The organism is Paenibacillus sp. P4_E11, assembly GCF_056401635.1.
On sequence record NZ_JBFUIX010000116.1, the window covers coordinates 1 to 13619 of the forward strand.

A 13619-nucleotide genomic window follows, 5' to 3' on the forward strand; every position below is an offset into this window, starting at 1 on the left:
GTCTATTGACGGATTACAATCTTTTTCAAATAATCAGTTTCTGAACACCATTGCGAGCTATAATGCAGAACAAATGTCCCTTAATATGATTATTTGGTTCTTAGTCGCCATTAGTGGCATGTTGTTTGCGATTTTCTTCTATATGATGAATGTGCAGAAGATCGGACTATACGGGATCTTGAAAGCAATCGGTGTAAAAACAAGTACATTATTCCGTATGATGTGGGCTCAAATGTTCTTCATCACCGCAATCGCACTTGTATTATCCATTGCACTCAGTCAGGGCTTTAATATGATCGCACCACAAGGCATGCCTTTTAGTCTTACGATTGGGACAACCATTCAATTGTCGATCCTTTTCATAATCATTGGATTTATCGGTGCAACACTTTCTGGTCTTCAGATTCGAAAAGTTGAGCCGCTACAAGCCATACAGCAAGGAGATATCTAATATGACTACCTTCACAATACAAGACGTCCGAAAAACATTTACGAATGGCGAAGTCAACGAACAAGTATTGAACGGGATCAATCTTTCCCAACAACAAGGGGAAATAACGGCTCTCGTAGGTGCTTCAGGTTCTGGCAAAAGCACGCTTCTTACGATCGCAGCAGGTCTTCAGCGCGCATCTGGTGGACAAGTCATTTTCGAGGGAAAGAACATGACCGACATGACGCAAGAAGGGATTCGCAAAATACGCGCCAGTCAGTTCGGATTTATTTTTCAATCCTCTCATCTCGTGCCTTTCCTTACTGTAGAAGATCAGCTCATGCTGATGCTTAATGTGGCAGAGACCAAAATGAGTAAACGCGGGCAAAAAGAAGAAGTTATGAAGATACTCAAATTGGTCGGAATGGATCATCGCAAAGACGCCTATCCAGCCTCATTGTCGGGTGGGGAGAAACAGCGGGTTGCGATAGGTCGTGCCATCATCCACAAGCCAAAAATGCTATTCGCCGATGAGCCCACTGCAAGTCTAGACTCCACAAGATCCAAGGATGTCATGACACTCATCCGTAATTTGACGAAAGAATTAAACATTACAACCTTACTCGTGACGCATGATGAAGAAATGCTCTCTTATGCAGACCATGTCATCACGATGAAAGATGGATTGATTATTAAATAACGAAGAAGCACCTTCACTCTGAGGGTGCTTCTTTTGGTTATGTGGTAGGAAATGACTATCGCTGCTGAAGCGCTACTTTCAAGCCAAAATGCGAAAAAAAGGGCTCCTTATCCGCCATGCTTCATCAGATGTTGTCATTTTATGTCGAATCATGTAGATTTATATGGAACAAATACAATATTGAGGTGCATGACTACGGCACATCAACTTTCAGTCTGAGGGTCAAAATATGTAAATGATAAATATATTTTTTCTATACAGGAGAGACATCTTATGCAACGCATTCCTTTTAGTAACACTTTGACAATCGGTTTCATGCTATTTGCCTTGTTCTTCGGGGCGGGAAATCTGGTATTCCCGGCGATAATGGGCCAAAATGCAGGTGATCAGTATTGGCAAGCCAGTCTGGGCTTCCTGATCACGGGCGTCGGCCTGCCCTTGCTTGGAACGTTGGCGCTCGGATTTTCCGGCTCGAAAAATTTGCTCGCATTGACCAGTCGCGTGCACCCTTGGTTTGCCTTCGGCTACACAACATTGCTTTACTTAACGATCGGGCCGTTGTTTGCCATGCCGAGAACCGGCAGCGTTTCGTACGAGATCGTTATTAAGCCCTATATCGAACCGGAGCATGGTCCGTTAGGATTGGTGGTCTTCTCGGTATTATTTTTCGGGGTGACCTTGCTCCTTTCCATTAACCCGGCAAGAATGGTTGATATTGTAGGAAAAATACTCACACCCCTATTAATCGCCTGCATCGCATTGTTAGCCATAACATCCGTTACTAACCCGCTAGGCGAGCCTCAAGAACCGAAATCCGGTTATGCCTCTCAAGCCTTCTTTAACGGGTTTCAAGAGGGGTATTTGACTATGGATGCGCTCGCGGCATTCGTATTCGGCATTCTCGTCATAAACGCTATTCGAGCGAAAGGGGTCACCGAACGTAAAAGCATTCTGTTCATCTGCTTCCAGGCGGCCTTGATTGCAGCTGCAATGCTCGCTGTTATTTACACATCCCTGACTTATATCGGAGCAATCAGCGTATCCGCCTTCGGTATTCTGGCCAATGGCGGTGAAGTGTTGAACTTGGTGACCAGCCATTATTTCGGCACGTTCGGAGGATTTATACTCGGCATCACTGTGCTGCTTGCCTGTCTGACCACAAGCATAGGCCTGACCACCGCTTGCAGTAGTTATTTTCACAAGATCATTCCGGGCATGTCGTATAAGAGTATCTGCATCGTCTTGAGTGTTGTCAGCGCCTTGCTGGCCAATATCGGTCTAGAGCAATTAATCCATTTTTCCGTGCCTGTTCTGACGATATTATACCCGCTGGCTATCGTGCTCATCTTATTGACATTCTTGCATAATTTGTTTAAAGGTAAGCGCGCCGTATACAGGGTTAGCCTGCTGCTGACTTTTCTCGTCAGCCTGGTCGACGGCCTTGAAGATACTCCGCTCGGTATAGAGAAGCTCCACGACTTCTTTAACCAGTACTTACCTTTGTATAATATCGGATTGGGCTGGCTGATTCCTACCTGCGTGGGAGTGCTGATTGGGCTTCTGCTACCGGAGCGACAGAAGGGACGACAATCTCCCAGTCTCTTGGAAGACTGAAGTTGCGGGTACGCCGCTCGATCGTTTGATTCTCACGAACCAACTTGGTCGATTAGAGGCTCAAAATCATTCTTATCCATCACGCCCAACAACTCTCCCGTACATTCCCCCAACAAAATTTAACGCCGCTACTTGTCATATGGTTCATGCGCAGATCATGGAGACGGTAAACCAAACGTTTTTTCATCAATCCGTCTGCTCTAATATCCGGACAAATCAGCTTGGACATGTCTCCCGGTCCGCTCAGCGCAAATACGACTGTCCGCTGCATCGGATCGATTCGATCCGGTCGAGGCGGAAATGCTCCACCTCGCCCGATTGCTCGCACCAGGCGATCACGGCCACATGCGCCGGAGCCGCCTGGGAATACGTCCGGTACGGGTGAATGTCAACTTCATGCTCGCCCGCGTTGTCGGCGTAAACGATGTGCAGCTTGTGGCCGCGTTCAATCGCCTGATCGATGTCATGCTTATGCTGCGCCGTCCTGGTGTCCACGATAAACGCTGGCAACTCGCTGTCCTCCGGCTGGTACGGGACGAATCGTTTGAGCGTCTGTACGACCCGATCTAACCCTTCCACGTAACCTATCGATTTGACCGCTTCCTCGTATTTGTAAATGAGAAAGTTTACGATACGAATATCCGTCTCCGTTAAAAACACAGAGGGCAAAATATATGCCGTATCGTTGTATTCGTAGCCGCGGCGCCTGGCGTTGTAGCTTATCGGCGCACGCAGCGAGTCCTGCATATATTCGATATCCCGCCCCGCCTGCCGCACCGATATTTCGAAATGTTCCGCCAACGCTTTCGCGTTCGGGAAGTGCCGCGAGCGAATTTGCTCATCGAACCACAGGATGCGGTGCATATTGCTCACAGACGTACGCCCTCCTTTCCGAGATACAAGCCATGCTTCCGATTACGCGCCCACGACTGGTCCCCCGTGCCCCTTCCCCGAACAGGAGCGCTCGACACGCTACCAACTACCACCACTCGAACCGGACCGGATCGAAAGCGGGCAGCATCGGTGTCCGGCGCACCGCGGCTTGCAGAACCTGTTCGACATCTTCGGCATGCACCATTGTGCGGAACGTGTCGCGAAAATGGAACGCCGGAATCATATTCGGCCACTGATACGCGCTCAATTGAGCAGAGCGCAGCTCCCGCAAAAACGGAGCGTACAAAGCGTCCGCCGCCTGCCCGCTTTGCTCCGCCGCCGTTTGCGAGACGGCCAACTTGAGCACCGACCACAGCTTGCCGATTTCTCCGCCGGGCGCAGTCAGCTTGCGCAAAAACGCCCACGCCAGCTCCCGCTCCGGGCATGACGGCGAAATGCCGTAGCCGTACACTTCAAACAAATTCGGCTTCCCCGGATCGCGAGGAAACCCGGCAACGCCGAATTTCGCCCGCTGCTCCGCCTTCATCGGCCGGATCGCCCAGTTCGCATCGATATACATCGACATTTTGCCGTGAATAAAGCAGTCGATCCACGAATCGCGGCTGACTTCCATGCGCGGGGACAACCCTTCGTCGATCAACCGCAAATAACGACGAACCCCTTCGATCGTAGCTTCGCTGTTCAAGTAACCGTCCAACGTCGTCCCGTCTTCCGACAAAAACGCCCCGCCGCAATTCCAGGCGACCGGCTCGACGTAAATCATGTAACCGAAGCTGGCGAACACGCCATAGCGCCGGATGTCCCTCCGCTCATCCCGAAGCGTCAAACGCTCCGCCGCGTCCACAAACTCCTCCCACGTCCAGTTTTCCCGCGGATATGAGAGCCCCGCCTGGTCGAAATGGTCCCGGTTGTAAAAGACGCCGAGCGTATCGGCCATCACCGGAATCGCTCCAATCCGTCTATCTGAATGCACCGCCTCATGAACGCTCGGATAGTAGTCGCCCATGTCGATGCCGTCGCGCGCGATCAAATCGGACAAATCCGACAACAGCCCGCCGTCCAGACATTGCCCCATGTTCGCCCCTTCCCACTCGACAATGTCCGGCCCGTTTCTTTCCGCTAACTGCCGCCGCATCGTCTTTCTGTCCGGCGCAAACTCCAACACGATAGTGACGCCTGGATGTTCCTTTCGAAACTGCCGCGCCGCCTCCTGAATGACCGCCATCCGCTGATCGTCATGCGTCGCAATTCGAAGCTGCATTTCGTCCCGCCTCCTCTGTATGATTTGACTTACAGCCTCAGTATACCGAAGGCGGTCGGACATATCGTGTCCGACGAAAGAGTTAAATGTTATTTATACCCACAACTTTCCCTATGAATATATTCTTAGAGACGGCTCCAATGTGCCGACTATCGACACTTCTCAGCCAATCGTCGCCAATGATGAAGTAATGTCACTCGGGAATCTCAATCCGATAATCGGATAATCGAACTACTATCTCCACTTTTTGCTTTACCACTATTTGTGGTACGGTTCACCGTATCGGTCATAACGGCGAAAACTAGGGCTCCTTCATGGAGATTCCAGACTTCTCAAGTCGTCTGTCTTTCAGAGATCTTCAAAAAAATCTAATTCTCATTATTTTCTCATGTGAAGCATTTACAATAATAACAAGTACGGGGAAGATAAAAGGATTAAAGAATGGATTCTTACTGTCGCAACAGTGCGGAAGAGAGAGTTCTCCGAGCAGACTCGGCGGCTGATTCGAATATTTTATGGAACAAGAAGTTGTTGGCAATTGTGGAACGTATAAAAAAATCTTTAAAAGGAGATAGCAAAATGGAAACGATCAAAACAAATGAAACTAAAAGCATGTTAAGCAAAGTTCCCGAGGTAACCGTTTATTTCTGGATCATAAAAATCTTATGTACCACAGTCGGGGAGACTGCAGCTGATTTCCTGAACGTCAATCTCGGTTTTGGTCTGACTGGTACCTCCATTGTAATGGGAGTTTTGTTACTTGTCGCGGTCTTCTTTCAGTTTAAGGCGAATAAATACATCCCGAGCATTTATTGGTTGACGGTATTCTTGATCAGCATCTTTGGAACACTTGTTACAGATAATCTGACAGACAACATGGGTTTCCCTCTTGAAGTGAGCACCGTCGTTTTCAGTGTCTTCTTGGTGCTGACCTTTGCCTTATGGTACTCCAAGGAGAAAACGCTCTCTATCCATTCAATATTTACTAGACGAAGAGAAGCCTTTTATTGGTTAACTATCCTTTTCACATTTGCACTTGGTACGGCGACTGGAGACCTAATGGCAGAGAGCCTTGGCCTCGGTTACCTAGCTACAGGTGTCATAGTCAGTGTGGTAATTGCCTCCATGACAGTCGCTTGGCGATTGGGGCTTGATTCTGTATTAGCATTCTGGACTGCCTATATCATGACGCGTCCTTTGGGTGCTTCGCTGGGGGACCTCCTTTCTCAACCGCAAAATAACGGCGGGTTGGGATTAGGTGCAACTGTGACAAGCGCAATATTCATTTTAGCGATTCTGGTGTTAGTAATTTTTCTTTCTGACACCAAGCGGGATTCGATCGCCACATCAAGAGAGGTAGTAACGGATACAAAACAAAATGCCGTTTTCTGGCAAACTGCTGCGGTTGTATGTATACTGGTGCTCGTGGCCGGAACAGGCTATTTTTGGCGTCATGCTACGCTCCAAGATACCTTACCACAGGGGGATTCGTCTGGCTCCGTCACGCAAGCCTTCCCGCAGGGTGATATATCTAATTTCCGGAAAATTACGGAAGATACACTAAGTCTAGTGCAAGCAGGGAATTTGTCCGCCGCTAAGTCACGCGTAAGTGATTTGGAGACCGCTTGGGATACCGCTCAGGCTCGGCTCAAACCAATAAACAAGACGAAGTGGACAGAGATTGACAATTCCATAGATAAGGTATTGAGACAACTACGCGCTGCACATCAAGACGCTGAAGCGTGTAAAACGGCGCTGGAATCCCTGCTGACCGTACTTAGCTAATTCACTCGATGCTGAAAAAGCTGCCGATAACCCAGTAATATACGGGATACCGGCTTTTTGTATTGCGCCGCACCCACCTGCCGAACCATCTTGCCCACAGTGGCCTCACACTCACCCTATCCCCTCCAGGGCAACTTCCGCGCCCCGTGCGCGGGTAAGGCTAAAAATTTCGCCGTTACTTATGGTATGGTTCAGCTTAACGGGTCTATCGGCGAAAATTGCTAAAGGAGTTGCTGCGGCATGCTCCTTCGTCCTTTTTATTGATCCGTTATTCAACTAACGCCACCTGTTAGCGGAACATCAAAATTAAATGAAATATGTCCAGAACCCCAGGAAGTCAGATGGCTTTCGCTTGTCCACAATTTGCTAAATGTAGTCGCAATGGAACAAAAAGCATGGGATTTATTAAAAAAAGAAGCCGTCGCCTCAAGTAGCTTTAGCCACTATCGGGACAGCCTCATTATTTTGCAAAAATTATTTCGTAGTGTTCATTTTTTTCATCATCCGCACGACAACGGCAGCCACCTGTGCGCGTGTACTGTTTTGAGCGGGAGCAAAATGCGTATCGTCCATGCCGTTCAGCAATCCGAGCGTTGAAGCCGCCGCTACGTATCGCTCGGCCCATTCGCTAATGCTGCTTGCATCTACATAATTGACCGATTGAGATTGTGTCTGCAGATCGCTCAATTTTTTACCGTTGGCGTACAAGTAAGCATTGACCATCATCACCGCCAATTGTTCACGTGTAACGTTTGCTTCGGGATCAAAGGTGCTGTCGCTTGTACCACCTACGATATTCGCGGCATAAGCCGCATATACGGCATCCTTATACCAAGAATCGGCAGCTACGTCTGCGAAGGACATAGCGGCTGTAGAAGTGGGCAGGTTCAGGGATTTCTTGAGAATCATAACCAACTGTCCGCGAGTCATATTGTTGTTCGGTTGGAACGAACTCGCATCCATGCCGTCGACAATATTCTGGCTCACCAGTTGCTCGATCTCCTTTTGCGCCCAATGCCCTTGAATATCGGCGAAAGCAGTCGCTCCGGCTGTGGAACCGGAAGGCGTCGAGCCCGTCAATGCTCCTTCGGTTTTCTCTAGTACCACATATTTGGAGAAGTGCGGGAGCGCAACTATGATGATACCGTCAACATTTACCTTTCCTCCGATATAAGTCCATGTGTCGGTGGCTTCATCCAGCCAATAGACCCCCAGTTTACTTGGGTCCTGTACTTTAGATGGATCATAGTATAATTCCACTTCGACTGGACTATTGAAAGATTCGATCATCTTATCCTTTTCGGTTAGTGTGAATTCCACCAAGGGGGAAACCGCATTGAAGCCGCCTATCGTCGGAGCTTCATTACTCATGACCTTCAGTTTCACGGTATTATTTCCGTCGTTGACAGCCAGAGCATTAGCAGGGAATTTCAGCTGAACATCGTTGGTTTTAACGACAATGGGCTTCCCTTTTTTCGTTGCTATCTGAACAATTTCCGCACTGAAGCTTACCATTGTAATATCCAGATGCTGCTTCGCTGTAGCGTCCAGTATAAGCTCCTTCTTCGCATCGTTACCGAGATCAATCAGCATGTCGACATGAGCCGGCTGCACATCGTAAGTTATTTGGCCGTTCGCGTCAGGCGTCGGCAAGCTTGTACTACCGCCACCGCCACCGCCACCGCCACCGCCACCGCCACCGCCACTGCCACCGCCACTGCCACCGCCTATGACTCCGCCATTCGTAACCGTCGGCACAACAACTAATGTACCCATGCTCTCACCCCTATTGGGTGTTTGTCGTGTAATAAGAAGTTTATCCCCTGGACTTCCAATATTCCTTATGGTAACTGTAATCGAGCTCTGGTTCAGTGCAACGCTCCCGCCCCCAATTATGGCGGTTTGTTCCTCATTGTACACACGTACAACATCTCCGGCTGCAAGATTATTCACGATGATATTATCCGCTTGAACCATGTATTTGTTTATGGTAATGGATGATGGCGTGATAGCCGGTGTCCGTTTATCCTCCAATAGCTTTTTGATGTAGAATGGCGATGTAAACTTATCATTTTTCATGAAAAGGCCGATTCCATACGCTTCCTCCGGTACGACCTTCTCTGAAATAGTAACGGAATACTCATTTTTCCTACCATTCACAACGGTTATCAGGTCTCCAATTGGACCATTTTCATTAATAAAATACAAATAATAGCGGACATCTGGTATTTCAGCCGTTCCCGGTTTCCATGTCACTGTACCAGCAAATTTGTCGATGTCCGCATTCATATCCGTTACTGATAAATCTACAGGCAGATATTTCGGTGCGTCATATATGGGAACCGAGATATGAACGTCCAGCGTAAGATCGCTCCCATAAGCGTTACCAACTACCGGATACAGTCCAATACTTGCTGTACCTTCAGGCAGGTTCGAATGTGAGATTTCATAAACAAAAATTGAATCAGTTGATAAGTCAGCTTTCTTATATATTCCTACTTGCTTCAATTTATTTCCATTCTGATCAAGATAGTACGCAGTAAATCCCTTCAGTCCATCCTGATCGGTCGGCGCTTTAAAGGACAAATACCCGTCAATTCTGCCGGGGGTTAAATCCTCATCCACGAAAATGGCATTTGAAGGCAAGCGAGCCTCGTTCATGACCGTCTTCATATGATCAAAGTTATTAAATTTATATAAGCGTTTCTCAGTTGATACGAAAATGGTATGGTCTGCACCAACATATGCACCCTGGATGAACATTAACATATCATAGATTTTTGTAAAACTGTCTCTGTCGTAGACGGCACCATTACTGAACACGTGACTGCCGCGCGCGTAAATAATACTTTCTGGATAAGTCCCGTATACAATGGAAGTTACGGTCGCATCGTACCTGCGATTACCATAGTATAGACTGTTTTCATCCAGAAAGATATTGTAATAATTAGAACTGTTTTCCACTCCGTTTCTTTCAATTAAATTGAAATTTTGACTGTTATATCTATACAAGGAATAACCATCTCCGCCATAGATAATCTTTTGATTCGGGTCCAATGTGTAGCTGCTAGGTGAATAGATCCCTGTTCTTATTTCACTATATACTGCATCCGTAACTGAGGTATATACAGCCGTTGTTACGCTGATGCTTCCTCCCCCCCCATTGTATAATATTCGGTTATTGTTATCAGGATAGACATGAATCGGGTAATTTTTCGTGGTGATTTTGGCTGTGGCAGCTTCTGATGGAATACCGGCATTCAAATCCATTACATTGATGTGGTTCTCACCCTTAAAAATGATATATGCCTTATTATTTAAAATTTTTATCTGTCTTGGGCTAGAACCGATAAGCATCTTTTTTACTACACTCATATCGCCCTTGTTAATAATGACGAGCTCATTCGTGCTTGCCACAATGGCATAGATATATGGAGAAGTGTCCGTTGTAGTCCAATCTGTAATCGCTTGATCGCTTCGGACAGAATAAGAATCAGTCGTAAGGTGAGCGGTAATCCTTTGTGGTATCGTAAGATTGATTCGTCTAATTTTTTTTAAATCTTCAAACCAATTCTCAATGCCTGCAAGATAGACTTGGCCTTTCGAGTCGAGCAAGGCAAACCTTTTGTTAGAAGGGAATAGAACCAATGGAGTGTAAGAAACTTTATCGTATACCCCTTGCGTGGTAAGAACATAGGAGTCAGTTACATCCAGTATCACAGATTCGAGATACGTGTAGTCGTTGTTCGTTCTTGAGTATGTACCTGTGGTCTCAATCAGGTTCTCTTTATTGAACTGATGTCCGCCAAAATAAACCGATTGATCGTCAATAAAAATATGTTTGAGCGATAAAGATGATCCTCCGATCTCCATATTGTCATTAATGTCCTCACCCAGCTTTGCTCCGGTCTCAGCGTTAATAGCAGTTATTCCGCCATAAGAGGATAATTTTCCGATGTAAAGTTTATTGGTTACCTCATCAAACGCTAGGGCCATATTGTCGTACATATAATTACTAAATAATAAGCTACTCATTCTAGTAGCCTTGTCATATTTGTAGATCTTCCCGTCCTTTGTTCCGTAGAAAAGATGACTGGAAGATGCGGCAACCGAATACGGTATTGCGTTAGTAGTAATCGTGTCCGATATTTGTTGAGTTGAAAGATTAACTGTCTTTATCATGGTCGATCCGGAAAGCGCAATTTGCAGAGACTGCCCATCCCTCGCAAGATAATACGGATTAGAACCAACATTCAGCGTTTTTTCAATCGTAAAATCGCTAAGTCGAATGAAATATAGATTATTGGCCGTGCTAGAGATTGCATAGATATAACCCGCATCTTCATCCAATAACCAGTCTGTCAAATCACTCGGTAGAGAGAGCTCTAGAACCGAATTTGATGAGTCCGCGCTGGCTGAAGGGACCACAACCCCAAATGAGTTAAGCAATAATAACAATAATAGCAGTAAAGATATTTTTTTCCTCCCTGTATTCATGGACTGCTTCCCTTCTATTTTTGGTTTGTCTAACAATTTGTATGATACTACAGACTACCAAAATTTTCTATATCTTATTTACAGCATGATGAACCATTAATCAGTAAATTGAACATAAATAAAACCTCCGTTTCCAACTTTAGAACACGGAGGTTTTATGGATTACCTTATGGATGCGAGAGGAGTAACGAACATCTTGATTTAACTTGCTGACAAAGCAATTTGATGAGGACAACTTTAGCGGTAGATTTCGAAGCTTGCTGTACAAAGATCTTTCTCTAGGGTGGTCTCATCCCTCCTTTCTGGTGGACTTTCCGCGCCTCGCGCGCGGATAATGCTAAAATTTCGCCTCATTTGTGATACGGTTCACCTTAACGGGTCTATCGGCGAAAAATACGAAAGGAGCATGCCCCGGCTGCTCCTTTTAGGTTTATTGCTTATATAATCTGTCTAATTCAACCTTCTTCCCCTTGCGGCGTTCTAGTTTCGTTAAGTCTGATTTTATAAGTCTCCCCCCATGCTTTCATAGATAATATGAGCGGTTCCAAGGTCCTTCCAAAATCAGTAAGAGAGTATTCTACTTTGGCTAACTGAACGCATAGAACCAATAAATGCAAAAAACCTTCGGTTAGCACATAAAAAAATGGAAACGGGGAGAACGATAGGAAAGATTGTGTTGGAAAATTTCTAATAAATCAGAGCAAACCCTGCTGTTCCGAACGCTCGGAACAGCAGGGTTTGTTATATTTCCTCATTTGTCCCTAATCCGGGTCACAGTTCACTTTTTACTTGTCCTTCTGCGCCAACATATTAAGCAGAACCGTTACGGCCTCAGCTCTTGTTGCAGAGTCTAGAGGGGCGAACTGGTTGCCGCCTTTCCCTTGTACAATGCCTGCTTGCTTCACGATTGCAACACTAATCCTCGCCCATGCCGGGATATCTTGATCATCTGCGAAGCCAGTTGTAGCATCCACTTCGGCAGATTTACCTAATGCACTGGCTATCATGACTGCCATCTCCGCACGTGTCACTTCTGCATCTGGACGGAAGCTTCCATCCGCATTGCCTTTAATAATGCCCGCTTGTACCGCTTGAGCGATCGCTTTCTTCGCCCATGTTCCAATATCGGCAGCATCTGTGAATGTCAGTTCCGCACCATCGCCTTGCGGCTTCAATGCATTCATCAGCATAACTGCGAATTCTGCGCGAGTCACCGTATTATTCGGCTTAAATGTACCATTGGCATAACCTTTGACGATACCACCGTATACAGCTTGCTTGATACTTACCTCAGCCCAATGTCCCACGATATCGCTAAATTTAACTTCTGAATCGGTTTCTTTTGGTTGCTCGATTTCGGGCTTGCTCGTGGCTGTCGCTGGATCTACTGCGAACACCGCAAACTTCGCGAAACGATATACCTCTACAGAAATACGATTCCCAGCTATCTTGCCGCCTTTAACTTCCACCCATACCTTATTCACTTCGTCATAAGAAAATATCGCTGCTCTCTGATCCTTCTTCACGTTTGCTTGGTCAAACTTGAAGGTCAGTGTAACCGGTTTACTGAAATCTTCCGGGAAGTTCTTCAGAATTTCATAAATCGAGCTTGCTAGAGCTTGTTTATCCGTTAGTAGATTTTGCGTATCTAACCATTTGCTAATCGTTATTTTTAATTCTTGTTTCGTCGCATCTTCTGGAATTGTGATCGTAACCTCATCGCCCAAGCTAACCATACCTGATTTACCTGCAGGGAGTGTTAGTTGGCCATCAATAAATGTTGGCGAACCGCCTCCACCTCCGCCATTGTTGGATGAGTGATYAAGCGTCCACTTCGCATACAGCGTTGTAGCCCCAAGCACCTTGTCCGTTGCAAAGTTCCACGGATTCGTTAGCCCAATTTCCTTATACCACCCACCAAAGCTGTAATTCGCTTTCGTTGGTACTGCTGGTGCTGTGATCGTTGTGTCATACTCTGCATTCACATTCGCTATTGCGCTGCCTCCGTCTACTTCAAAGCCGACCGTGTAGATGATGCTAATTACGTTAACTTCGACGGTAGTCGTTATGCCGCTATTAGCTATCGTGATTGTCGTTGTGCCTACTTTCTTGGCTTCTATCAGTCCATCCGCTGTTACCGTTGCAACTGTTGGATCCCCACTCGTATAGGTAGTTCCTGTTGTGGAGTCAGTCACATCGTCTGTATTTAAATTTGACAAGGTTGCCGTCACCGACAACTGTTGTGAAAGAGTTGTCCCTCGTCTCAATTCGACGGGGGTAGGCGATACCTTCAATCCAGTTATCTCGGTTACGTTAACTTCGACGGTAGTCGTTATGCCGTTATTAGCTATCGTGATTGTCGTTGTGCCTGCTCTTTTGGCTTCTATCAGTCCATCCGCTGTTACCGTTGCAACTGTTGGATCCCCACTCGTATAGGT

General features: G+C 46.6%; 10 protein-coding genes and 1 pseudogene. 5 read left to right on the forward strand and 6 right to left on the reverse strand.

The window, feature by feature from the left end:
* The 3 genes from AC1DWB_RS27775 to brnQ all read left to right on the forward strand — a co-directional run.
* A partial coding sequence (locus tag AC1DWB_RS27775) for an FtsX-like permease family protein (RefSeq protein WP_477544347.1) occupies positions 1–451 on the forward strand: 451 nt, incomplete at its 5' end.
* A gap of 1 nt (position 452) precedes the next feature.
* Positions 453–1130, forward strand: coding sequence for an ABC transporter ATP-binding protein (locus AC1DWB_RS27780; RefSeq protein WP_477544348.1), 678 nt, complete (start codon positions 453–455; stop codon positions 1128–1130).
* A 273-nt stretch (positions 1131–1403) separates the two neighbouring features.
* Positions 1404–2744, forward strand: a complete 1341-nt coding sequence (gene brnQ / locus AC1DWB_RS27785) for a branched-chain amino acid transport system II carrier protein (protein ID WP_477544349.1) — start codon at positions 1404–1406, stop codon at positions 2742–2744.
* 243 nt (positions 2745–2987) lie between these two features.
* On the opposite strand, the gene AC1DWB_RS27790 is transcribed toward brnQ, so the two are convergent.
* The 3 genes from AC1DWB_RS27790 to AC1DWB_RS27800 all read right to left on the reverse strand — a co-directional run bounded on the left by AC1DWB_RS27790 (position 2988) and on the right by AC1DWB_RS27800 (position 5083).
* Positions 2988–3608 carry a helix-turn-helix transcriptional regulator gene (locus AC1DWB_RS27790; protein ID WP_477544355.1) on the reverse strand — a complete coding sequence of 207 codons (621 nt, stop codon included), beginning with the start codon at positions 3606–3608 and terminating at the stop codon, positions 2988–2990.
* 115 nt (positions 3609–3723) lie between these two features.
* Complete coding sequence (locus tag AC1DWB_RS27795; RefSeq protein WP_477544350.1) at positions 3724–4899, reverse strand: ABC transporter substrate-binding protein; 1176 nt, start codon at positions 4897–4899, stop codon at positions 3724–3726.
* 82 nt (positions 4900–4981) lie between these two features.
* Positions 4982–5083, reverse strand: coding sequence for a hypothetical protein (locus AC1DWB_RS27800; RefSeq protein WP_477544356.1), 102 nt, complete (start codon positions 5081–5083; stop codon positions 4982–4984).
* A 395-nt stretch (positions 5084–5478) separates the two neighbouring features.
* Here AC1DWB_RS27800 and AC1DWB_RS27805 point away from each other — a divergent pair, with 395 nt between their 5' ends.
* Positions 5479–6684, forward strand: coding sequence for a COG4705 family protein (locus AC1DWB_RS27805; RefSeq protein ID WP_477544351.1), 1206 nt, complete (start codon positions 5479–5481; stop codon positions 6682–6684).
* A 474-nt stretch (positions 6685–7158) separates the two neighbouring features.
* On the opposite strand, the gene AC1DWB_RS27810 is transcribed toward AC1DWB_RS27805, so the two are convergent.
* Both AC1DWB_RS27810 and AC1DWB_RS27815 read right to left on the reverse strand, forming a co-directional pair.
* On the reverse strand, positions 7159–11181 hold the full coding sequence (locus AC1DWB_RS27810; RefSeq protein WP_477544352.1) for an S-layer homology domain-containing protein: 4023 nt from the start codon (positions 11179–11181) through the stop codon (positions 7159–7161).
* Between the two features lie 455 nt (positions 11182–11636).
* The gene (locus AC1DWB_RS27815; protein ID WP_477544353.1) at positions 11637–11816 is read right to left on the reverse strand and encodes a winged helix-turn-helix transcriptional regulator; all 180 of its coding nucleotides are present in this window, start codon (positions 11814–11816) and stop codon (positions 11637–11639) included.
* Here AC1DWB_RS27815 and AC1DWB_RS27820 point away from each other — a divergent pair.
* Positions 11768–11872 (forward strand): annotated as a pseudogene (locus AC1DWB_RS27820) (zinc-binding alcohol dehydrogenase family protein); the annotation flags it as partial. The gene AC1DWB_RS27815 and the pseudogene AC1DWB_RS27820 sit on opposite strands and share 49 nt — an antisense overlap.
* Positions 11873–11966: 94 nt before the next feature.
* On the opposite strand, the gene AC1DWB_RS27825 reads toward AC1DWB_RS27820, so the two are convergent.
* A partial coding sequence (locus AC1DWB_RS27825; protein ID WP_477544354.1) for an S-layer homology domain-containing protein occupies positions 11967–13619 on the reverse strand: 1653 nt, incomplete at its 5' end.